Raw genomic sequence first — 21,503 nt, 5'->3', positions numbered from 1 at the left:
AAGGCCCGAATCTCGCGGCTTTTCTCATCGAGGTTTTTTGGCGGGGTTCGAGGCCACCGAAGGTGGCCGAGGACCCCGTGAAAAAAGGTCGGTTTTAGACCCCGCGACCCTGCAGTTTCTCGTCGTCGGTCATCTCGCTGTTCGACTGCCCCTTCATCCCCTTGCCGATGTTGGCGGCGATCTCCGCGAGCGTCTCGGGGTCGTCCCAGTTGTTGACCGCCTCGACGATGGCGTTGCCCATCGAGACGGGGTCCTCGGCACCGAAGATGCCCGACCCGACGAAGATGCCGTCACAGCCGTGGTGCATCATCAGCGCCGCGTCCGCGGGCGTGGCGATGCCGCCGGCCGCGAAGTTGACGACGGGGAGTCGACCCATCTCGGCCGTCTCGTGGACGAGGTCGGCGGGGGCCTCGTGTTCGCGGGCCCACTTCTGCCGTTCCTCGTGGTTCATCCCCTCCAGTTGGCGGATCGCGCCCTTGATGGCGCGCTGGTGGGTGACCGCCTGGTTGACGTCGCCCGTCCCGGCCTCGCCTTTGGTGCGGATCATCGCCGCGCCTTCGTCGATGCGGCGGAGCGCCTCCTGGAGGTTGCGTGCGCCGCAGACGAACGGCGAGGTGAACTCGCGTTTGTCGATGTGGTACTCGTCGTCGGCGGGCGTGAGTACCTCGGACTCGTCGATCATGTCGACGCCGACGGCCTCGAGGATCTGCGCCTCGGTGTGATGACCGATGCGGGCCTTCCCCATCACCGGGATGGACACCTCGTCGATGATCTCCTCGACGGACGCGGGGTCGGCCATCCGGGCGACGCCGCCGCGCTTGCGGATGTCGGCCGGCACCGCCTCCAGCGACATGACGGCGACCGCGCCGGCGTCCTCTGCGATCCGTGCCTGTTCACGCGTGACGACGTCCATGATGACGCCGCCCTTCTGCATCTGTGCGAACCCGCGCTTCACGAGATCTGTTCCGCGCTTGAGTTCCTCGAGGTCGGTCTCTTCGGGCATACGTGTGCGTTCGACCGGACGCACTTAACGGATATCGTTCCCGTGTTGTCACGAGCCACGAACGGTCGTCTCACAGCGGTGGTTAATAGCTCGGAGCGCGATGTACTGTCGAGTGATTCTCGTGTCCACAGTTACGCAATCCAGCCCACGCGCCGGTAAGACGTTCACCAACGCGCTGCTCGGCGCAGTCGCCACCGTCGTCCTCGCGTTCGTCCCGTTCTCGCCCATTCTCGGCGGCGGCGTCGCCGGCTACCTCCAGCGCGGCACCCGCGAACAGGGCGTGAAGGTCGGTGCCCTCTCGGGCGTCCTCGCGACGGTTCCCGTCGTGGCCGTCGTGTTCCTCGGCGTCGCACTGTTCACGATCGTTCCACCGGGGGCCAACCCGCTCGGCGTCGCAGTCGGCGGGCTGGCTCTCGCGCTGGTGGCCTTCCTCGTCGCCGGTGTCTACACCGTCGCGCTCGGGGCACTCGGCGGCTACCTCGGGGCGTACCTCGCTGAAGACCGCGTCCGCTGACCGCCGCTGCTATCGTCATCGCTTTGTAAACACCTGCCTTCGAATCCGTCATGTCTGTGACTGACGGGCGTGGGGGACTCCCCGACCCCGACGACCTGCCGCGGTGGCTCGCGCCGCTGCCACGCTGGTTGGAGGACTTCGGACTGCGGATCGCGTGGGTCGTGGTCGCCATCAACGTCGTCGGGACCGCCTTCGGGTTCTGGTACTACGGCTTCCAGCCGATCCCGCTGTCGACGCCGCTCGTCGGCCTCCAGTTCGCGAACGAACCGCTCGTCATGTGGCCGTTCGTCCCCGACAGCCCCGTCGCGACGTTCTTCATCGCCCTCTCGCTGGCGCTGTGGAAGCTCGGTCGATCCAACGAGTACGTCAACGCACTGGCGTTCTTCGGCTGCTGGAAGCTCGGCTTCTGGACGCCGTACGTGCTCGCGCTGTTCTTCGACGGCTTCATCGGCGTCGGCTGGCCGATGTACGCCTTCCTGTTCGGGAGTCACCTCGCGATGGTCGTGGAGGCGTTTCTCATCCATCGCTACTCCGACTTCCCGGTGAAGGCCGTCGCAGTCGCTCTCCTGTGGTACGGGTTGAACGACGTCGTCGACTACTTCGTTCCCCTCGTCGGGACGCCGCACCACACGTTGCTTCCGCCGCAGCTGCTCGACGCGACGACGGGGTTCTACACCCACCCCTCGCCCGCCCACGAGTACGCCGCCGCCGGCGCGGTCGTGTTGACGCTCACGGCGACGTTCTGGACGCTGTCGACGCGCGTGAAGAAGCTCGAATCCCGAACGGGCGAGTAGCCGCTGCGCGTTCGACGCGCTCGATCGCACCTCAGGCTTAATCCGCACCCCGCCGAACGTGCTCACGTGACTCTCTTCGAGACAGTCTCCGACCTCACGCTCGCCGTCGAGTCGAGCGACCGCACCCGCAACGAGCGCGACACCTCGAGCGGGTTCACCCGCGCGACGACCGTCTACGGTCTCCACGGTGGCGGCGAGACGGGACGCGGCGAGGACGTCACCTACGACACCGAGGACCACGACGCCCTCGCCGACGCCCCGGCACTCGTCGGCGACGACGACGGACAGATCGCCCCCGGTGAGTACACGTTCGCCGAGTTCTCGGCCGCGCTGGACGACGTCGACCTCTTTCCGACGAAGGAACCGGAACGCGACGCCAGCGACCACTACCGGCGCTGGGCCGTCGAGTCCGCGGGGCTGGACCTCGCGCTCCGACAGGCGAGGACGAACCTCGGCGACGTCGTCGGCCACGACTACGACCCGGTGCGGTTCGTCGTCAGCACCCGCCTCGGCGACCCGCCGACCACGGAGCGCGTCGACGCACTGCTCGGGCAGTATCCCGAGACGGAGCTGAAGCTCGATCCGACCGCCGAGTGGACCGAGGACGTCGTCGCCGACCTGGCGGAGACGGGCGCGGTCCGCATCCTCGACCTGAAGGGGCGGTACGAGGGGACCGAGGTCGACCAGGAACCGGACCTCGACCTCTACGAACTGGTGTTCGAGCACTTCCCGGACGCCGTCGTCGAGGACCCCGGTCAGTCGGCGGCGACGGACCCGCTGGTCGAGGCGAACGCCGACCGCATCTCGTGGGACTACCCCATCACGGGCGTCGAGAGCGTCGAGTCGCTCCCGTTCGAACCGGAGTGGTTGAACGTCAAACCGTCGCGGTTCGGGACGGTCGAGTCGCTGTTCGACACGCTCGACTACGCCGCCGAGAACGACATCTCGCTGTACGGCGGCGGCCAGTTCGAACTCGGCGTCGGTCGCGACCAGATCCAGGCGCTCGCCTCGCTGTTCTACGCCGACGGGCCGAACGACGTCGCCCCCGGCGTCTACAACGACCCCGAGGTCCCCGACGACGCGCCGACGAGTCCGCTGTCGCCGTCGTCGAGTCCGACGGGACTCGGGTTCTGACCGACCGTCGCGAGAGCGGTCGTCCGCGCGGCCGTCAGTCGTCGGCGTGCGCCCGGACCCACAGTTCGCCGATGCGCGAGAGCCGCGTCCGGTAGGACTTGCCGTGTTCCTCCTGCTCGATGTACCCCTTGCCACCGGGTCCGAGCCGGTCGACGTTGTAGATGACCTTCGAGCGGAAACTGTCGGTGTACTCCTCGTTGAGTTCGCGGGCGAGCGCCTCGGCCAACTCGGAGACGGAGGCGAACTCGCCGTGGTCGCCGAGTTCGAAGAGGATGACCTCCTCGAACGGTTTGACGTTCGCGAAGGAGGCGACCGGCAGTTCGACGATGTGGTCGTCGCCGATCTGTTTCGCGCCGATGGTGGTCCCGCGCTCGTCGAACTCTTCGAGCAGATCGGAGATGCTGGTGAGTCGGTCGGTGACGCGCTCCTCGTCGACGTCGCCGTCGCGGACGGTGCGGAGGAGCTCTCTCGTCGCCCGGAGTTCCTCGGCCATCTCGGTCTCCAGATACTTCTCGGGAGCCGTGTAGTAGGTGTGGATTCGGTCGCGGTCCGCCTGTCGTTCGAGCGTGATCGAGTGGGCGGCCAGTGCGAAGGCGAAGGAGACGGGACGCGGCATCGCGCTGACGTTGACCCACACCTCGCTGCCGGCGTCGAGTTCGGCGTTGATGAGGTCGTACGCCTGCTCGAAGGCGGCGTCGTAGTCGTAGACGTCCGCGAGCACGACCCGCTCGGTCTCCGCCCCGAGGAGGTTGGTGAAGTCCTTCTCCAACTTCTTCGAGAGGTTCCGAGAGTACTCGACGTTCGCCTCGCTGCCGACCGCGCCCTCGAGGAGGATGACGCGGTCGACGTCCAACTGATCGCGGATCAGCGGCGCGATGAGCCGGTCGTAGTCGAAGCCGACCGGGACGATGTGTGTCTGCATGGGCGGCGATTCGCAAGACCCGGGCAAAAGGGTTCAGTTCGTGGGCGTCGCGACCACGAGCGAGACGCCCGGCGCGGTGAGGAACGACCGTCGGTCCCGCACCTCGAAGCCGGCCTCGGCGAGCCACGCGCTCACGTCGCTCACGTCGTGCGCTCGCTGGCCGAGCGTGACGAGGTAGGTGAGTCCCACGAACCCGACGGTCGCCCGAGACAACGCCGTCCGGGCGGTGCCGTCGAACTGATCGAGCACGTACAGCCGTCCGTCGGGCGCGAGCGCCTCCCGCACGCGCTCGAACAGCGCGACGCTCTCGGGGCCGTCGTGGGCGTGAACGACGTTGAACAGCAGGGCGGCGTCGTAACCCTCGCCGAGCGAGTCGGTCGTGTAGTCGCCGGCGACGAAGGAGACGCGAGCTTCGACGCCCCGCTCGCGAGCGGTCTCCAGCGCCACCTCGCGGGCCGGTTCGGTGTCGAAGACGTCGACCTGAACGGTCGGGTGGCGCTCGGCGAGCGTCGCCGCGTACAGGCCGTGACCGCCGCCGACGTCGAGCACGCGGGCGTCGCCGGTGACGTCCAGTCTCTCGACGGCCATCGGCGCGAGGACGCTCGCCGCCGCACGGAACCCCTCGTGAGCGAGTCGCCAGCGGTCGGGATGGTCGTCGAGCCACTCGTACAGCGTCTGTCGCGGCGCACCCTCCCTGACCGCCGTCACCGCTTGTGCCTCCCAGAACGGGAAGACGACGTCGTTCCAGAACGCCAGCCACGGGCCGACGCCGTCGGCGTCGAGCATCCACGCCGCCGTCATCTCGGTGTTCGCGTAGCGCCCGTCCTCTCGGTCGAGATAGCCAAGCGCGACGAGGAAGTCACAGAGCGGTTCGAGCCCCTCGGGCGCACAGTCGAGTCGCGTCGCGAGGTCGGCGAGGCTCGTCGGTCCCGATTCGAGGGCCGCAAACAGGCCGAGTTCGAGTGCGAGGCCGACGGCTCGTTCGGCCGCGCCGCCGACCAGATCGAGCACCGGACCGGGGGCTCTGTTCAGCCGAAGCAGGATCAACCGCTCGAGGGCGTTGGGTACGACGGGCACGAGACGAGTACGTCGGCCGAGCATATCAGGCTGTAGCAGCGCGGGTCGACCCGTCGGACGGCGTCACTCGGCGGTCGGGAGTCGCATGTAGACGCCGCCGCGGACGTAGTCGACGCCGAAGAACGCGAGCATCGCCGCGCCGACGACGCCGGCGACGGCTCCAACCGGCGAGACGGACCCTCCGGTCAGGACGTCGTCGACGGTCGTGACGAGCATCGAGAGCGCCAAGAGGAGTTGACCGACGCCGACGAGGACGTTCCATCGGACGGTCGCGGAGCCGACGGCGAACGAGTCACGGAGTCCGGCGACGAACAGCAGCGCCCCCGCGAGCGTCAGCGACCCGACCCAGAGCCACGTCGTCGGCTGCGACGGAACACCGGTGACTGTCGAGAGGAGGGCGGCGAAGGCGAGCAGTCCGACGCCGAGGAGGACCAGCAGGCGGCGCATGCGTCCCCCGTCGGCGGGGACGGTGGTAGCTCTTTGGGCGCTTTGGGCGCTTTGAGCGATTTAAGCGACTCAGAGCGCGTCGACGACGTCTCGGCTCGAGACGATCTCGGCGAACTCGCCGTGGAGATGCGTCAACGCCGTCCGATGCAGCTCCTCGGCCGTGTACCGTCTCCCGTCGGGTCCCTCGCGGTCGAACGTCGCCGTCCCGTCGGCGACGAGGAGTGGGGAGAAGCCGAGGTTCTCCGCCAGCCGCGTCGTCGTCGACACGCAGTGGTCGGTCGTGAGTCCCGCGATCACGAGCGTCTCGTGGCCGCCCTCACGGAGGAACGCTTCGAGGTCGGTCCCGACGAACGCACCGTTGACCCGCTTGACGAACTCCGCCTCGCCGTCGCGCGGTTCGAACCCCGGTTTGAACGCGAATCCAGAGCCGTCGCCGCGGAGCGGGGAGTCCTCCTCCGTGGAGTCGTGTCGGGCGTGGACGACCGGGCGGTCGGCGGCACGCCACGCGGCCAGCAGCTCCGAGAGCCGGGACTCCAGCTCCGGGTTGTTGCGCTCGCCCCACGTCGGGTCGTCGAACCCCCGTTGGAGGTCGACGAGGAGGAGCACCGCGTCGGCGGGGATCGAGAGAGTCACGCCCGAACCTCGCGCCAGCGCTCGGGGAGGGGGGCCTTCGGATGCTCCCGGCTGATCTCGATGGGACACTCGTCGGGCGCCTGTGACTCGTCGGCCGAGAGCATGTACTGGTGCCACTCGCGGTCGCCCTCGACGCCCCAGTCGCCGATGTCGGCGTGCGGACAGACGCCGTCGTAGTTCTCGATGCGCCGTTGGATGGTCTCGCGGGCCTGCTGGCCCGCGTCGGTGTCGACGGTGATCCCCTCGAACAGCGTGCGAGGCTGGAAGGTTATCTCGAGGCCGAGCGGACAGAATCGGCTCGTCCGTTGCTCGTAGAACGGCGCGCGACAAGTCGGGAACATCGGCTCGCCACCGAAGGAGAACTCCCAGAAGTCGCTGTCGGGGTCCGTGGGGATCTCTTCGGGCCACGGCTCGGGGTCGTGAACGTGGAGGAACTGGAGGACGTGCCAGAGTCGTTCGTGGTACTCGCGCTCGGTGAGTTGCTCCTCTGGTGGCTTGAAGAACGTCACGAGCGAGCAGCGCTCGCTGAACGCCTCGAAGACGTCGAGATACTCGAGGAGGTTCTCGCGGAGCGCGAACAGCGCGTCGGGGTGGGTCGTCGACTCGACGAAGGTGTAGAGCGCGTCGCCGTTGCGTTCGGATTCGACACCGAAGTAACAGGGGAACGGTTCGCCGTCCCGCTCGTCGACCATCGAGGCGTGGAACGTCTCGAAGTGGTCGACCGCCCAGTCGGGGAACCCGCCGGACTCGATCCGAGCCATCACGGTCTCCTGGTCGAACAGGGACTGAACCCCCGATTCGTTCATACGCCGTCTCGGGACTGCGCGGCGATTTAGGTTTCGGTCCCCTCAGTCGGCCTGCAGTCCGTCGGTGAACCGGGCGGCGTTCTCGTCGGCCGTCGGCGACGTCAGCGCCGAGACGCCGACCGTGAGCACGAGACCGAGCAGCATCCCGTAGAGCGCAAAGTCCCAGCCGAGGTAGGTCGTCGGCAGCGGGCCGAAGACGTGTCCGAGGTAGAACGCCTGACTGCCGGCGAGTCCGGCGACCATCCCGTTTCGGTTCGTCCGGGACCAGTAGAGCGCGACGATCACGGGCAGAGCCAACTGAGCGTAGCCGCCGAACGCCGTGTCGCCGACCTGAACGAGCGACCCCGGGCGGAACAGGCTGGCGACGAACGCGACGAGTGCGAAGCCGACGACGCCGATGCGGGCGACCCAGCCCTCGCGCTGGCTGCTGGCGTCGGGGGCGACGAGCGGCCGATAGAGATCACGCGTCAGGTACGACGACCCCGAGAGGAGCATCGAGTCCGAGGAGGACATCATCGCGGCCATCGCGCCGGCGACGACGAGCGCCGCGAACCAGACGGGCGTGTACTCGTTGAGGAGCGCCGGGACGACGTTGCCACCCTCGGGGACCGTCACGCCGAGCCCTCGCGCCCACGACCCGAGCATGAACGCCGGAACGAAGAGGAGGACGACGAGCACGGGCCACAGCGCGAACGACCGCTTCAGGACGCGCTCGGACTTCGCGACGAAGAATCGCTGGTTGATCTGCGGGAACATCGCCACGCCGAAGGCGATAGTGACGGCGGTCGACAGCATCCACTTCGCCGAGTAGAGGCCGCCGCCGCCGAGCGTCAGGAGATCGAAACTGCCCGCTCCGCCGCCGAGTGCGAGGAACTCGGGGTTCGTCTCGGCGAGGGCACCGGTCGCCGCCTCGGGACCGCCGACGGAGACGAGCACCCACGCGACGGCCGCCCACGTCACCGTGAGCATGAACAGTCCCTGGATCGTGTCGGTCCACGCGACGCCGCGGAGCCCCGCGAGGACGACGTAGACGATCATGAAGACGGTGATGAGCGCCGCGCCCGCCCAGTAGGGGACGACGCCGTTCGTGAGGCCGACGAGCGCCTCGCCGGCACCCATCTGCTGGAGCATCACGTACGGGAACAGCCAGAACAGCGAGATGCCGGCGACGAGCGCTCTGAGTCCGGTGGACCCGAAGCGGTCGCCCAGCATCTCGCCGAGCGTGACGTAGCCGTGCGTGCGGCCGACGAGCCACTGCTTGTAGCCGACGACGTACCAGAGGATAGCGAAGAGGATGCCGTCCATCAGTCCCATGACGAGAATCCACTCCGGACCGGCGGTGAACGCGAGGTCGGGGCCGCCGAAGAAGGTGAACGCCGACAGTAGCGTCGCGAACGTCGTAAAGAGGAGGACGACCGTCCCCATCGACCGACCGGCCAGATAGTAGTCTTCGGCTTCACGGCTCGTCACGCGGTAGGCGAGGAGGCCGACCGCGAGCGCGACGACGAGGTAGACGGCGATGACGGCCAGTTGGACGCCGAGCCCGTCCGACTGCAGCGGGACGAACTCAGCCACGAGTGACCCCCGCCAGCAGCTGCCAGTCCGACCGGGTGAAGGCGTAGAACGCCACGGTCGCGGCACCCATCCAGCCGATGTGCCACCACAGCCACAGCGGGAGCCCGGCGACGACCCGCGAGTCCCCCCACAGGAACCACGGGATGGCCAACGCCACCAGTACGCCGAAGACGGACGCCCAGAGGAGCGTCTTCCACTTCCGGTTCATACGTGACGCGTAACCCACACAGCTACCTAAGTATTACTGAAAACTCACATCAAGGCAGGTTTGAAGAACTATTTTCTTCACAAGGGTCTGGTGGAGAGGGTCGTCGTGCCACGGAAGCTATGACGACACGCCTGCGTGTCTCCACCATGCAGACGGCGATCCAACTCTACTCGCTTCGCGCGCTCGACGAACCCGTCACACAGCTCCTCGAACACGTCTCGGAGACGCGACTCGACGGCGTCGAGTTCGCCGGAGCGGGCGGTGAACCGCCGGGACAGATCCGCGAGGCCGTCGATCGAGAGGGGCTGGGCGTCGCGGGTGCGCACGTCCCCGTCGAAGCCGTCGAGTCGGACCTCCCGGCGGAGGCCAGCAACTGCCAACTGCTCGGGAGCGACAGGCTGGTGATCCCCATCCTCGACGAGTCGCGGTTCGCCGACCCCGCGGCCGTCGCCAAGACGGCAGAGGCGCTCTCGGAGTTCGCCGAGTCGCTCGCGCCGTACGAACTCCAACTGTGTTACCACAACCACGAACTGGAGTTCGCCGAGGTCGACAACCGCTTCGCCTTCGAGCAGTTGGTCGAGACGACCGAGGGCGTGGCGTTCGAACTCGACGTCGGGTGGGCGTACGCAGCGGGTGCCGACCCCGTCGACCTGCTCGACCGCTACGCCGAGCAGATCCCGGTCGTCCACCTCAAAGACGTCGCCGTCGATCCCGAGGCCGAACGCGGTGGGCGGCCCGTCGACCTCGGGGCCGGCGACGTGCCGCTCCGAGCGTGTGCGGCCGCAGCCCGCGAGGCCGGCGTCGAGTGGGCCGTCTTCGAGCACGACGACCCCGACGACCCGATGGCGTTTCTCGACCGTGCCGACGAGTGGGCTGCCGACGTCCGAACTCGGTGACGGCGGCGGCTCTCGTCAGTACGATAGGTATTTCCCTCGTGGAGAGCGTATATAAGACGAGTGGGCCACGCCCACGATACTATCACCATCATCACCCCACGGAGGGGATATCACATGGACGACACAGCCAAATATCTCATTCACGCAGCCATCACGGCCGACGGGGTCGTCGAGCGGAGCGACGTCGTCGGCGCCATCTTCGGGCAGACCGAAGGGTTGCTCGGCGACGACCTGGACCTCCGCGACCTCCAGCAGTCGTCGAAAGTCGGCCGCATCGACGTACAGATACAGAGCGAAAACGGGCAGTCCTACGGCGAGGTGACCATCGCCAGTAGCCTCGACAAAGTCGAGACCTCCATCCTCGCGGCCTCCCTAGAGACCATCTCCCGAGTGGGGCCGTGCAAGGCCACCGTCGAGGTGACGGACATCGAGGACGTCCGCGCCGCGAAGCGCCGCGACGTCGTCGAGCGGGCCAAAGAGCTGCTGGCCGACTCCTTCGACGACAGCGTCATGACGAGTCGCGAAATCCTCGAGGAGGTCCGAGAGTCCGTCCGCGTCGAGGACATCACCGAGTACGACGGCTATCCGGCCGGACCAAACGTCGAGAGCTCCGACGCCATCATCGTCGTCGAGGGCCGTGCGGACGTGCTGACGCTGCTCCGCTACGGGATCAAGAACGCCATCGCCGTCGAGGGGACGAACGTCCCCGAGAGCGTCGCGACGTTGACCCAGGACCGTAACGTCACCGCCTTCCTGGACGGCGATCGCGGCGGCGAGCTCATCCTCCGAGAACTCGCGCAGGTGGGGCACGTCGACCACGTCGCGTTCGCCCCGCGCGGCCGCTCGGTCGAGGACCTCGCCCGCCACGAGGTGATGTCGGCGCTTCGGGACAAGGTCCCCTACGAGACGCACCAGAGTGACCCGACCAGCCAGCCGGCCGTGACAGCGACGGACGGGAGCACGACTCCCGCCCCGGAGGACCCCGCGGACCCTCGACCGGAGCCGTCGGCGACGACTGAGTCGCCGGTGGCTCCCACTTCGGACGACGACCCCGAAGACGAACTCGAGGAGACGACGCCCGTCGAACCGGACGTCGAACGCGAGGACGCCGAGTCGAGGGGTTCGACGGCAGCCGTGACGCAGACGACCGACGCGCCGGCCGACGAAGCTCCCGAGACGAGCGATCCGAGCAGGACGGACCAGAGCGACGTCGCTCCCGACGTGACCGCGAACGGTGAGACGAGCGGGACGGACGAGACCACAGAGCGCGAGGACGTCGACAGGTCGGACGCGTCGGTCGACTCTTCCGAGTCGACAGAGACGGCCGAGGCGACCGAGACGTCGGAGACGGGCGACGGCGACGACGCGACGGAACCGCCGCCGTCGATCCACGAACACGTCCGACAGATCATCGAGTCCGGGTCGGCGAGCGTCCGCCTCCTCGACGACTCGCTCGTGGCGCTCGACGAGCTGGCCGCCGCCGACGCCTTCGACGCCGTCGCCGACGCGGACACCGTCCCCTACGCGCTCGTGGTGGACGACGAGGTGACGCAACGACTCGTCGACGTCGCCGCCCAACGGGGCGTCGAGCACATCGTCGGCCGCTCAGCCGGCGAGTTCGTGAAGAAGCCGGTGGACGTTCGTGTGCGGACGGGAGAGCAGCTGTTGAGCAGCTGAGTCAGTCGGTTCGCAGTCGTCTTTTCGCCGGAGAACGGCGTCAGCTACCTGGAGCGCAGCAGGTCTCACCGGTCGGGCACAGTTCCCGACTCGTGAGAGGGCTCACGTCGCGGCTGGCGATAAGGTATTTCCATCAGCCGGCGGTAGTCAGAGACCCCTCACTCGACGATCGCCGGAGGGACTCAGCTGGAGATTTTGTCACATGTCTACCGGAGATACCCTCGCAGACGAGATCGAGACGATATCGGACGCAGAAGCCGACGGCGAGCAACTCGTCACGGTCGCGATTCCCGCCGACGAGTCGCTCGAAGCGATGCGTGGCCGCGTCGAAGAAGACCACGCCGAGGCCGAGTACCTGAACGACCGAGAGGAAGTTCGGAAGCCGCTCAAACAGGCGCTCGAGGAGACGCGACGGATCCTCCACGACTACGACGAGACCCCCGAGAACGGTCTCGTCGCGTACGTCGGTACCGTCGGGGGCGACCTCGTCACGAAGGTGTTCGACGACCTGCCGGACCCGGTCACGGAAGCGACCTACGGCTACGCCAACGAGTTCGACACCACGCCGCTGGAACCCACCACGAGCGGGACGGAGACGTACGGGTTGGTAGTCGTCGCCCGAGAGAGCGCCGTGGTCGGACGCTACGACGGCGAGACCATCGAGCAGGTCGAGACCGTCGAGAGCGACGTCCCGAGCAAGCAGGCGGCCGAAGGGGCGAAGGAGGACCGATTCGAAGGCCGGAGCCAGGAGCGAAAGGCGGAGTTCTTCGAGACGGTCGGCGACGTCCTCTCGCGGACGTTCCTCGAGGCGCGACACGGCGAGAGCGAGACCGACGCACCAGCCCACGACGACGCCTCGGTCGCGGGACTGGTGCTCGGCGGGAGCGAAGTCACCGTCGAGGAGTTCCGAGAGGGAGGCCACGTCCCCGACCGTCTCGCCGACGTGACCGTCGGGTCGTTCTCCGTGGAGTACGGCACCGAGGCCGGTCTCCGACAGCTCGTCGACGCCGCCGAGGAGACGGACGCACTCGACACCACCGACGCACGAGCGGCGCTCGATCGATTCCTCGACGCGCTCGCCGACGACGACGAGTCGGCCGTCGGCGGTCGTGACGACGTCGACGAGGCGTTGGAGTACGGTGCCGTCGAGACGCTGCTGCTCGCCGAGTCGCTGCCCGCCGAAGACGCACAGACGCTCCGAGCGCGGGCCGAAGAGAAGGAAGCGACCTGCGTCGTCGTCCCGGAGTCGCTCGACCGCGCCGAGCGCTTACAGGCAGGCTTCGACGGCGTCGGTGCCGTTCTCCGGTTCGACGTCGAGTAGCGTAACCGAGCGCTCGCCTCGACGCCTCGCAGTCTTTCTCCGAACGACTACGCCGACATAACGAACCACAGCGCCGGATCGCCCTCGAAGTAGTCCTCGCGGCGTTCGATCGCCTCGAACCCGTAGTCGCGGTAGAACGCCCGTGCGCCCTCGTTGTCGGGAGCGACGGCCAGCGTGATCTCGTCGCCGTCGTCGAGCGATTCACGCACGGCATCGAGCAGCGCCGAGGCGTGTCCCTCGCGACGGTGAGCTTCCGAGACGACGAGTTCGGCCACGTGGACGCCGTCGCCGGAGACGGGGAGGACGTAGCCCACGACAGCACCGTCGGCCGACGAGACGAGCACGTCGCCGACGGCGAGCCCGTAGTCCAACAGGTCGGGGCTCCGTCTCGGCAGGAGCGACTGCAGTCGACGCAGTCGGGTGCCGTCGGTCGGCCGGGCGCGACGGACGCGTGGTCCGCGCTCGCGCGGCGTCTCGGCCGTCATAGCAACACCACCGCGAGACCGGCGCTCACGAGCGCGCCGGCGAGCGTCGCGAGGAAGTTCACGGCCTGGTTGCCGAGTCGGTCGCCCTCGACGGTCGCGCCGAGGAGGCTGTCGACGGTCATCCCGCCGACGCCGCCGAGGACGATCACCGCCGCGCCGACGACGGGGTCGCCGAGGTCGAGCAACGCGACGGCGATCGACGCGACGAGCGCCGCGCCGGCGATGCCGGCGAGTTCGCCCTGCCAGGTGACGCCGCCGTCGGTTCCCGGCGGGACGCGCTCGAACGTCGTGATGAGTCGCGGGTCGTCGTAGAGCCCGCCGATCTCGCTGGAGAGCGTGTCGCTCATGGCGGCGGCGAGCGACCCGGTGAACGCGAACAGGAAGAGCGACGACGGCATCGAGAGCGTCGAACTCGCGGCGAACCCGATCACCGCAAAGAGCGCGACGGCGGCGTTGCCGAGGACGTTGCCGCTCCCGCGAGCGCCGTCGTTGTCTTCGGCGACCCCGCGGTCGAGTTTGTCGTCGTACTTGAACTTCGCGGCGAGGCCGCCGACGGCGAAGAAGGAGATGAGCACGGCGAACCAGCCGACGCCGCCGAGGACGATGGTGAGGAGCCCGAGGAGGACGCCAGTGACCATCCCCGTCACCGAGGCGGTCCCGAGTGCGTAGGCGACGTAGCCGAGGAGGACGGTGACGGCGAGTCCGACGACGATTCCGACGGCGGCGATGTCGAGCACGAGTTGGGTGAAGAACCACAGCAGGAGACCGACGGAGAGCATCACGAGCGGGTCGTCGCGCTCGTAGAGCACCGACCGGAGGAGCGCAGCGACGAGCGCGCCGGTGGCGGCGAGGAAACTCGCCGTGGGGAGGTCGACAGCCGCGCCCGTCGCTGTCTGAACCGCGAACTGGCCGACCGTCCCCGCGAGGAAGCCGGCGACGGTGAACCCGGTGACGGCGGCGAACGGGTCGCTCCAGCGTCGGGCGACCAGTTTCTCGCCGACGTTGCCGTAGGCGAGGATGAGCACCGAGGCGACGAAGACGCTCGTCGGCATCGCCTGTCGCGGCGGCACCGCCAACTGTGGGGCGGTCGCCAAGAGGGCGAGTCCCGTCGCCGCGAGTGTGAAGCCGGCGAGGCCGTTGAGTCTGCCGTCCTGGTGGTCGCCGGGGCGGGCGAACAGCTCGAACATCGGCCCGTCGTCGACGACGAAGGCGGCGAGGACCGCGATGACGGCGAAGGGGACGGCGGCCGCAGCACCGAGTGCAGGGGCCGCGAGCGACAGCGTCCCCACCGCAGCGAACCCCCCGGCACGCCGGAGTGTCGAAGTCACACCTCCCGGTATCTCCGACGCGCACTTAACCCTCCCGACACGGAAGGGGTTTAACGGTCCCGCCGCGTTGCCTCGCGTGTGGGACTCTACGACGCCTACCTCTCGATGCGCTACCGTCGCAGTCCGGCGGACCCGCCCGCACACGTCGCCGTCGTCATCACGGAACGCGACCTGCTGGAGCAGGGCGCGTACGACACGCTCGAGGCGTTCCTGGGCTGGGCATTCGAGTACGGAGCCGAGCGCGTCACGGTCTCCGTGAGCGTCCTCGACGAAGCGGTCGTGCCGACGCTCGAACGCGAACTCCGCGAGATCGAGACACCGAAACCGGTCGCCGTCCGCGGTCCCGGCGACACCGAGCGCGCCGACGACCCTATCCAAGTGAGCATCGGCCTCGGCGGGAAACACGAGTTCGCCGAGGCGGTCCGGTCGTTGGCCGAGGAGGTCGAATCCGGACGGCTGGAGCCAGCAGACATCGACGAAGCCGACGTCGAAGAGCGGCTTGTCTTCCCGGACGAACCGGATCTCGTCATCAAGACCGGTGCCGAACGGCTCTCGGACTTCATGATCTGGCAGTCGGTCTACTCGGAACTGTACTTCACCGACGTCAACTGGCGCGACTTCCGCAAGCGCGACTACCTCCGCGCCGTACTGGACTATCAGGACCGCCAGCGGCGATTCGGGCGATAGCCCGAAGCACGCACCTCCGCCACGTCCGCAGGAGGCCGACGCCGACGAGACGCTACCCCCGAGCGGCGAGATAGACCGCAGCCAACTCCCGAAGCGCCGGATGCGGAACCGCCGCCGGTCGCGCCCGCTGGACGAGTGCGAGCGCCGTCTGGAACGTCCGACGCTCCTCGGCGGCGAGCGCCGTCGCGACGACGGTGCTGCTCCGCGAGACGCCCGCTCTGCAGTGGGCGAGGAGCGACCCGTCCCGGTCGAGCAGTTCGCGAGCGGTGTCGACGGCCGCCGCGAACGCGGTCCAGTCGTTGCCGGGGCCGTCGGTCAGGGGGCGGTGATGCGTCGTCGACGGATGAGACTCCGCGGAGACCGAGAGGACGAACGCGAACGACCGGTCGTGTGCCGTCGGGTCGGCGGCTGCCGCGTTACCGACGAACAGCTCCCGGCCGTCGACGCGGCGGACGACCGGTTCGGTCTCGACGTAGCCGAACGGTCGGAGGAAGCGCATCGAAGGCTCCGCTTCCGGTGGGTCGGTTGCGGTCACGGTTGGTCGGCGTTCTCTCCGCCGTCGACAAAGAACCGTCGGCGAAGTGCCGCCGCCCCGCCGAGTCGTCGTCGTCCCGGAGAAGAGTCGTCACCGCCGAACCGTCCTCGGCCGAAACAACGGTCTGCAACGGTCGGGAAACTCGCCGACCTTTTTGTGAGTGTGTGACGAGTGAACACAGTACGAGGTCGGCGGTGACCGAGGCTGCCGACTGGAGACCAAATCATGCAATGTCAACAGTGCGGGCAGGTCGGTGACTGGATCGGTGAGACGAGCGAGTGGACTGCAGTCGGCCAGTCGACACGCTCGCTGTTCGAGTGTGAGAGCTGCGGCAACACGCAGTACACGAACGGCTGATCTCGGGGTCAGTCCGCCGACTCGGCGTTCTGCCGTTCGAGTTCCGCGGAGAGTTCCTCGGCACCGCGGTTCGACAGCTGGTCGCGGAGTCGCGTGCCGACGGCGAGCGCCTCCTCGAGTTCGACGCCGGCGACGGCGCGGACGAGGGCGACGGCGCGCTCCGTTCTCGTTCGTTGCCACGACGCCTCGCGCGACTCGTAGGTGCGGATGCCTCGCAGGAAGTCGACCTTCGAGAACTCCGGCCAGTAGGGCGCACAGAAGTAGACGGCCGCCTCGTTGCCGTTGGCATGCCACGGCAGGAAGTTCGACGTCCGCTCGTCGCCGCCGGTCCGGATGATGAGGTCGACGTCGCGGACGGGCTGGCGGTAGAGTCGCCGCTCCACCTCGGCGTCGTCGACGTCGTCGAGCGCGAGGTCGCCCGACTGGACCGCGGTGACGACGTCGCGAGCGGCGCGGAGCAGTTCGTTCCGGCCGCCGTAGGCGAGCGCGATGTTCAGGCGGAACTGCTCGTAGTGGCCGGTGCGCTCCTCGGCGTAGTCGACGGCGTCCGTCACCCGCTCGGGGAGGCGGTCGATGTCGCCGATGGCACGGACGCAGACGCCGTTGTCGTGGACGCGTTCGGCGTCGGCGAACTCGTAGAGTTTGTCCTCGATGAGGTCGAACAGCGGTTCGAGTTCGTGCTCCGGGCGGTTGAAGTTCTCCGTGGAGAAGGCGTAGAGCGTGAGTTCCTCGATGCCCAACTCCTCACACCAGTCGAGCACCTGCTCCGTCGTCTGGGCGCCGGCACGGTGCCCGTCGGGCGCGTCGTCGCCGCGGTTGCGCGCGTAGCGGCGGTTCCCGTCCTGGATGATCGCGACGTGCGTCGGGCCGTCGTCGACTTCGCGGCGGAGCAGTCGCTCGTAGGCACGGTCGACTCCCTCTCGGACCCTCGTACGCATGGCTTGTCTGTGGCTGTCGCCGCCGACCCGTATACGTGTTGTCATCGACCCAGAGAGGTCGGCTTCCGTCCCGCTGCTCTGTGCGACAGCAGAGCACGTTTCCGCCCTAATCCGGCGTGAGGAGCGGTGAAAGACGACTGGTTCGAGGGATAGCCGCAAGCGAACTCCGCACCGCCGACGGCGACGAACCGCCACCCGTATATCCCCGTGTCGACGACAACGGAAGCATGAGCGACGTTCTCGACGAGGACCTCTATCAGCGCACCCTCGCGCTGCTCGAACCGGGCGACATCGAACTGGTCGGTATCATCGTCCACACCGACCTCGGTGGACAGGAAGACCTGGAGATGCACGAACTCACCGTCGAACTGAACGACGTCATCGCCGAGCACGCCGGCAAGGGCGAGACGTACATCTACGCGGGCAACGACAGCACCGACTTCGCCTCGAACCAGTTCCACGGCCTCACGCTCGAGGACGACGAGTTCGTCTGGGAGTGCCAACAGCTGCTCCGCGAGGGGACGTTCGACCTCGTGTTCTACTACGAGGCGACGGCCGACCAGGACGCCATCGTCGCGGCCGTCGAAGAAGTCGACCACGTCGACCGCGTGACGCCGGTCCCGTAGGCCCGCTTCTCGACGACGCTCTCGGCTCTGTCGGCCGACAGCGGCGGCGCTGGGGGGCGACCGTGGGTCGCCGTATCCCGCGTCGCTTATGCTTCGGCAGTCCCGAGACGAGTACATGAAACAGGTGGACGCGGACCTCTCCTCGCTCGACCGTGCCATCATCAACGCCTTCCAGGGTGGGTTCCCCGTCGTCGAACGCCCCTTCGAACCGGCCGCGGCCGCCCTCCGCGACCGCGGCGTCGACGTCACTGCCTCGGAACTGTGTGAACGCATCCGGGAACTGGACGACGAGGGCGTGCTGACGCGGTTCGGCGCGCTCGTCAACGCCCAGGAGATCGGTGGCAACGCGACGCTCGTCGCGATGCACGCCCCACCCAAACGGTTCGACGAGGTGACCGACCAGGTCAACAGTCACCTCGAGGTCGCACACAACTACGAGCGGGAGCATCCGCACCTCAACGTGTGGTTCGTCGTCAGCGTCGCCGACGAGGACCGCATCGAGGCGGTGTTGGCCGAGATCGAGGAGGAGACCGGTCAACCGACGTACAACCTCCCCAAGATCCGGGAGTTCCGCGTCGAGGCGAAGTTCCTCGTCGACGGTCCCGTCCCGGAGGGAGACGTCGACCTCTCGACGCTCGGCCCCGACGTGACACCCAGCGACCGGACGACGCTGACGCCCGAAGAGCGCGACCTGGTGCTGGAGATCCAGGGCGGTCTTCCCATCTCGGAGACCCCCTACGCCGACGTCGCCGCGGCGCTCGACGCGGAGCCCGAGTGGGTCGTCGAGACGATCAAACGGTTCGATCTGGAGGGGAAGGTTCGGCGCGTCGGCGTCATCCCGAACCACTACGCGCTCGGCTACACCGAGAACGGAATGACCGTCTGGAACGTCCCCGACGAGCTCGTCCCCGAGGTGGGTCCCGAGATCGCCTCGCTCGACTTCGTCACGCACTGTTATCAGCGTCCGCGCCACGAGGGGGTGTGGCCGTACAACTTCTTCGCGATGACTCACGGCCGCAGCGAGGAAGAGAGCCAGCGGCGCATCCAGGAGGTGCGCGAGAAGATGAGCGAGTTCTGGAACGTTGGTGAGGAGCAGTGGGACTCACTGTTCTCGACGCGCATCTTGAAGAAGACAGGTATCAGACTCGCGGACCGCGCGGAGGCCAACACGGAGTAGATGATCCCACTCGTTCACGACCTCTCCGGAGAGACGGTGCTCGTCTTCGGCGGCGGTCCCGTCGGCGCGCGGAAGGCCCGCCGCTTCGCCCGCGAGACGCGGACGGTCGTCGTCAGCCCCGCGTTCGTCGACCGCGAGTTCGGCGACGCGGAGTTGGTCAGAGCCGCGCCCGACCCTGCCGACGTCGGCGACTGGGTCGAGCGGTTCGAGCCGGCGGTCGTCGTCGCCGCCACGGACCGCGACGACGTCAACGAGGCGGTCGAACGGGCGGCCCGCGACCACGGTACGCTCGTCAACCGCGCCGACCACAGCGGCGGCCGCGACGCCAGTAGCGTCGTCGTCCCGGCGACGGTGGAGGACGACCCCGTCACCGTCGCCGTCTCGACCGGCGGCGCGAGCCCCGCCCTCTCGAAGTACCTCCGCGAGCGGATCGAGACCGAACTGGCGGGGGCGGGAGAGATGGCGGAGCTGACGGCCGACCTTCGAACGGAGTTGCGAACGCGGGACGTCTCGCCGACGGAACGGCGGGACGCGGTCCGCGCGGTTGTGCGGTCTTCACACGTTTGGAAGGCTTTACGTACGGGGGACGCAAATGCCCGCGAAGAGGCAGCGCGAGTGATCGGAAACGAGTTCGGAATCGAGATAGACGGCACGCGAGGTGAGAGACAGTGAGATACGCTGGTGTCATCACGGGTGTGACTGTCTCGCATTCGAACGCGACGATCGACGAGATCGAGGCCGCGTGTCGGGAGGACGAACGGACGTTCGTCGAGCGCCTCCTCGCCCGCGACGGCGTCGACGAAGCGTTCGTCGTCCAGACCTGCAACCGGGCGGAGGCCTACGTCGTGACGTCGAAAGCGGCGCGTGGGCGACAGATACTCGCGGAGTTCGCCCCCGACGTCCGCGACAGCGCGGTCGTCGAACTGGACCACGAGGAGAGCATCCGCCACCTGATGGGCGTCGCCGCGGGACTCGACTCGCTCGTCATCGGCGAAGACCAGATCATCGGGCAGTTGAAGACGGCGCTGGCCGAGGCCCGAGCGGTCGGCGGCATCGGCGAGATGCTCGACGAGACGCTGACGAAGGCGATCCACGTCGGCGAACGAGCGCGGACCGAGACCGCCATCAACGAGGGCGTCGTCTCGCTCGGCAGCGCGGCAGTCGAACTCGCCGAGCAGACGCTCGAACTCGACGGAAAGACGGCGCTCGTCGTCGGTGCGGGCGAGATGGGGACGCTCGCCGCTCGCGCGCTCGACGGCACCGGCGTCGAGCGGGTTCTCGTCGCCAACCGGACGGTCCCACACGCCGAACACGTCGCCAGCGAGATCGAGACCGACGCCAGCGCGGTCGCACTCGACGCGGTGCCGGCCGCTACGGCGACCGCCGACCTCGTCATCACCGCGACGGGGAGTCCGACCTACGTGCTCGACGTCACGTCGCTGACGGAGGCGGGCGAGACGCTCGTCATCGACCTGGCACAACCCCGCGACGTCGACCCGACCGTCCGGCAAGTCGACGACGTCACCTTCCACGACATCGACACGCTGGAGGCGGTCACCGAGTCGACTCGCGAACGCAGAGAGACCGAAGCCGAGAAAGTGTACGAGATGATAGACGAGGAGTTCGATCGCCTGCTCGACGCCTACAAGCGGAAGCGGGCCGACGACGCCATCAGCACGATGTACGAGAGCGCCGAGGCCGTCAAGAGCCGAGAGGTGGACACGGCGCTGTCGAAACTGGAGGCACAGGGAGAGCTCACCGACGAACAGCGCGAGACGGTGACGGCGATGGCGGACGCGCTCGTCGGGCAACTGCTCTCCGCGCCGACGAAGAGCCTCCGAGACGCCGCCGCCGAGGACGACTGGACGACCATCCAGACGGCGATGCAGCTGTTCGACCCGGAGTTCGGCGGCGACGTCCCCGAACTCCCCCGCTCGGCGACGCCGCGCGAGGGAGCGCCCGACGAGATCCCCGAAGGCGTCGACCGACCGGACCGACTGCTCGATCACCTCTCGAACGACTGATCGGGGACGGGGACCGAGACGACGAGCCAAAACTTATCCGCTCTCCGAGAGAATCGCCACGGTATGGCAGACCGATTAGACGACGACGAGATCGAACAGCGGCTTCCCGACGGCTGGGAGCGAGACGGTGACGAGATCACCCGGACCTACGAGTTCGACGACTATCTGAAAGGCGTCTCGTTCGTGACCGACATCGGCGAGGTCGCAGAGGAGGAGTTCCACCACCCGGAGATCGTCGTCGGCTACAAGGAGGTCGAGGTCCGACTGACGACACACGACGCCGGCGGCATCACCGACAAGGACATGCGCCTCGCGGACCTGTTCGACGACGAGTACTGA

At 68.0% G+C, this 21,503-nt stretch carries 25 protein-coding genes; 13 read left to right on the top strand and 12 right to left on the bottom strand.

Going from position 1 to position 21,503, the window contains the following annotated elements; all coding sequences use genetic code 11:
* Positions 1-94 precede the first annotated feature (94 nt).
* Positions 95-1,003 carry a pyridoxal 5'-phosphate synthase lyase subunit PdxS gene (gene pdxS, locus EOHIBHHM_RS12775; RefSeq protein ID WP_497251145.1) on the bottom strand — a complete coding sequence of 303 codons (909 nt, stop codon included), beginning with the start codon at positions 1,001-1,003 and terminating at the stop codon, positions 95-97.
* A gap of 121 nt (positions 1,004-1,124) precedes the next feature.
* Here pdxS and EOHIBHHM_RS12770 point away from each other — a divergent pair, with 121 nt between their 5' ends.
* From EOHIBHHM_RS12770 to EOHIBHHM_RS12760, 3 genes are all read left to right on the top strand, one after another.
* Positions 1,125-1,517, top strand: coding sequence for a DUF5518 domain-containing protein (locus EOHIBHHM_RS12770; protein ID WP_497251143.1), 393 nt, complete (start codon positions 1,125-1,127; stop codon positions 1,515-1,517).
* Positions 1,518-1,567: 50 nt separating this feature from the next.
* Entirely contained in the window at positions 1,568-2,311 is a 744-nt protein-coding gene (locus EOHIBHHM_RS12765; protein ID WP_497251141.1) for a DUF1405 domain-containing protein, read from the top strand.
* 66 nt (positions 2,312-2,377) lie between these two features.
* On the top strand, positions 2,378-3,445 hold the full coding sequence (locus tag EOHIBHHM_RS12760) for an enolase-like domain-containing protein (RefSeq protein ID WP_497251139.1): 1,068 nt from the start codon (positions 2,378-2,380) through the stop codon (positions 3,443-3,445).
* A gap of 34 nt (positions 3,446-3,479) precedes the next feature.
* Here EOHIBHHM_RS12760 and EOHIBHHM_RS12755 read toward each other — a convergent pair whose 3' ends face one another.
* From EOHIBHHM_RS12755 to EOHIBHHM_RS12725, 7 genes are all read right to left on the bottom strand, one after another.
* Positions 3,480-4,367 carry an HFX_2341 family transcriptional regulator gene (locus tag EOHIBHHM_RS12755; protein ID WP_497251137.1) on the bottom strand — a complete coding sequence of 296 codons (888 nt, stop codon included), beginning with the start codon at positions 4,365-4,367 and terminating at the stop codon, positions 3,480-3,482.
* Between the two features lie 33 nt (positions 4,368-4,400).
* A complete protein-coding gene (locus tag EOHIBHHM_RS12750; RefSeq protein ID WP_497251135.1) occupies positions 4,401-5,444 on the bottom strand; it encodes a class I SAM-dependent methyltransferase in 1,044 nt (347 codons plus the stop codon).
* A gap of 63 nt (positions 5,445-5,507) precedes the next feature.
* Complete coding sequence (locus tag EOHIBHHM_RS12745) at positions 5,508-5,891, bottom strand: DUF7994 family protein (RefSeq protein ID WP_497251133.1); 384 nt, start codon at positions 5,889-5,891, stop codon at positions 5,508-5,510.
* A gap of 69 nt (positions 5,892-5,960) precedes the next feature.
* Positions 5,961-6,524: a cysteine hydrolase family protein gene (locus EOHIBHHM_RS12740; protein WP_497251131.1), complete on the bottom strand. Its 564-nt coding sequence runs from the start codon at positions 6,522-6,524 to the stop codon at positions 5,961-5,963.
* Positions 6,521-7,330 carry a YqcI/YcgG family protein gene (locus EOHIBHHM_RS12735; protein WP_497251129.1) on the bottom strand — a complete coding sequence of 270 codons (810 nt, stop codon included), beginning with the start codon at positions 7,328-7,330 and terminating at the stop codon, positions 6,521-6,523. Before EOHIBHHM_RS12735 ends, EOHIBHHM_RS12740 begins: the two co-directional genes overlap by 4 nt.
* A gap of 42 nt (positions 7,331-7,372) precedes the next feature.
* Entirely contained in the window at positions 7,373-8,887 is a 1,515-nt protein-coding gene (locus EOHIBHHM_RS12730) for a sodium:solute symporter family protein (protein WP_497256995.1), read from the bottom strand.
* A 10-nt stretch (positions 8,888-8,897) separates the two neighbouring features.
* Positions 8,898-9,113, bottom strand: coding sequence for a DUF3311 domain-containing protein (locus tag EOHIBHHM_RS12725; RefSeq protein ID WP_497251127.1), 216 nt, complete (start codon positions 9,111-9,113; stop codon positions 8,898-8,900).
* A 119-nt stretch (positions 9,114-9,232) separates the two neighbouring features.
* On the opposite strand from EOHIBHHM_RS12725, the gene EOHIBHHM_RS12720 reads away from it, so the two are divergent.
* The 3 genes from EOHIBHHM_RS12720 to EOHIBHHM_RS12710 all read left to right on the top strand — a co-directional run bounded on the left by EOHIBHHM_RS12720 (position 9,233) and on the right by EOHIBHHM_RS12710 (position 13,007).
* The gene (locus EOHIBHHM_RS12720) at positions 9,233-10,009 is read left to right on the top strand and encodes a sugar phosphate isomerase/epimerase family protein (RefSeq protein WP_497251125.1); all 777 of its coding nucleotides are present in this window, start codon (positions 9,233-9,235) and stop codon (positions 10,007-10,009) included.
* A 114-nt stretch (positions 10,010-10,123) separates the two neighbouring features.
* Positions 10,124-11,686 carry a DNA primase DnaG gene (gene dnaG / locus EOHIBHHM_RS12715; protein WP_497251123.1) on the top strand — a complete coding sequence of 521 codons (1,563 nt, stop codon included), beginning with the start codon at positions 10,124-10,126 and terminating at the stop codon, positions 11,684-11,686.
* Positions 11,687-11,888: 202 nt separating this feature from the next.
* A complete protein-coding gene (locus EOHIBHHM_RS12710; RefSeq protein ID WP_497251121.1) occupies positions 11,889-13,007 on the top strand; it encodes a baeRF10 domain-containing protein in 1,119 nt (372 codons plus the stop codon).
* 47 nt (positions 13,008-13,054) lie between these two features.
* On the opposite strand, the gene EOHIBHHM_RS12705 is transcribed toward EOHIBHHM_RS12710, so the two are convergent.
* Both EOHIBHHM_RS12705 and EOHIBHHM_RS12700 read right to left on the bottom strand, forming a co-directional pair.
* The gene (locus EOHIBHHM_RS12705) at positions 13,055-13,492 is read right to left on the bottom strand and encodes a GNAT family N-acetyltransferase (protein ID WP_497251119.1); all 438 of its coding nucleotides are present in this window, start codon (positions 13,490-13,492) and stop codon (positions 13,055-13,057) included.
* Positions 13,489-14,820 carry a DUF92 domain-containing protein gene (locus EOHIBHHM_RS12700; RefSeq protein ID WP_497251117.1) on the bottom strand — a complete coding sequence of 444 codons (1,332 nt, stop codon included), beginning with the start codon at positions 14,818-14,820 and terminating at the stop codon, positions 13,489-13,491. The genes EOHIBHHM_RS12705 and EOHIBHHM_RS12700 overlap by 4 nt, the downstream gene beginning before the upstream one ends.
* A 78-nt stretch (positions 14,821-14,898) precedes the next feature.
* Between EOHIBHHM_RS12700 and EOHIBHHM_RS12695 the strand changes: the two genes are divergently transcribed.
* Positions 14,899-15,507, top strand: a complete 609-nt coding sequence (locus tag EOHIBHHM_RS12695; protein ID WP_497251115.1) for an undecaprenyl diphosphate synthase family protein — start codon at positions 14,899-14,901, stop codon at positions 15,505-15,507.
* A 52-nt stretch (positions 15,508-15,559) separates the two neighbouring features.
* Here EOHIBHHM_RS12695 and EOHIBHHM_RS12690 read toward each other — a convergent pair whose 3' ends face one another.
* Positions 15,560-16,006 (bottom strand): protein-tyrosine phosphatase family protein, encoded by a 447-nt coding sequence (locus EOHIBHHM_RS12690; protein WP_497256993.1) that lies wholly within the window; start codon positions 16,004-16,006, stop codon positions 15,560-15,562.
* A 261-nt stretch (positions 16,007-16,267) separates the two neighbouring features.
* On the opposite strand from EOHIBHHM_RS12690, the gene EOHIBHHM_RS12685 reads away from it, so the two are divergent.
* Complete coding sequence (locus tag EOHIBHHM_RS12685; protein WP_497251113.1) at positions 16,268-16,399, top strand: hypothetical protein; 132 nt, start codon at positions 16,268-16,270, stop codon at positions 16,397-16,399.
* Positions 16,400-16,407: 8 nt separating this feature from the next.
* Here the strand turns inward: EOHIBHHM_RS12685 and uppS are convergent, their stop codons facing one another.
* The gene (uppS, locus tag EOHIBHHM_RS12680) at positions 16,408-17,337 is read right to left on the bottom strand and encodes a polyprenyl diphosphate synthase (RefSeq protein WP_497251111.1); all 930 of its coding nucleotides are present in this window, start codon (positions 17,335-17,337) and stop codon (positions 16,408-16,410) included.
* Positions 17,338-17,564: 227 nt separating this feature from the next.
* Here uppS and EOHIBHHM_RS12675 point away from each other — a divergent pair, with 227 nt between their 5' ends.
* The 5 genes from EOHIBHHM_RS12675 (at position 17,565) to EOHIBHHM_RS12655 (ending at position 21,503) form a co-directional block, all read left to right on the top strand.
* Complete coding sequence (locus EOHIBHHM_RS12675; protein WP_497251109.1) at positions 17,565-17,963, top strand: DUF5778 family protein; 399 nt, start codon at positions 17,565-17,567, stop codon at positions 17,961-17,963.
* 115 nt (positions 17,964-18,078) lie between these two features.
* Positions 18,079-19,140: a siroheme decarboxylase subunit beta gene (gene ahbB / locus EOHIBHHM_RS12670; RefSeq protein ID WP_497251107.1), complete on the top strand. Its 1,062-nt coding sequence runs from the start codon at positions 18,079-18,081 to the stop codon at positions 19,138-19,140.
* Positions 19,141-19,812 (top strand): precorrin-2 dehydrogenase/sirohydrochlorin ferrochelatase family protein, encoded by a 672-nt coding sequence (locus tag EOHIBHHM_RS12665; protein ID WP_497251105.1) that lies wholly within the window; start codon positions 19,141-19,143, stop codon positions 19,810-19,812.
* A complete protein-coding gene (hemA, locus tag EOHIBHHM_RS12660; protein ID WP_497251103.1) occupies positions 19,809-21,164 on the top strand; it encodes a glutamyl-tRNA reductase in 1,356 nt (451 codons plus the stop codon). Before EOHIBHHM_RS12665 ends, hemA begins: the two co-directional genes overlap by 4 nt.
* Positions 21,165-21,227: 63 nt before the next feature.
* Positions 21,228-21,503 (top strand): 4a-hydroxytetrahydrobiopterin dehydratase, encoded by a 276-nt coding sequence (locus tag EOHIBHHM_RS12655; protein WP_497251101.1) that lies wholly within the window; start codon positions 21,228-21,230, stop codon positions 21,501-21,503.

Source organism: Halogranum roseipondis (assembly GCF_059695585.1).
This window is presented reverse-complemented; position numbering and strand designations above follow the sequence as displayed.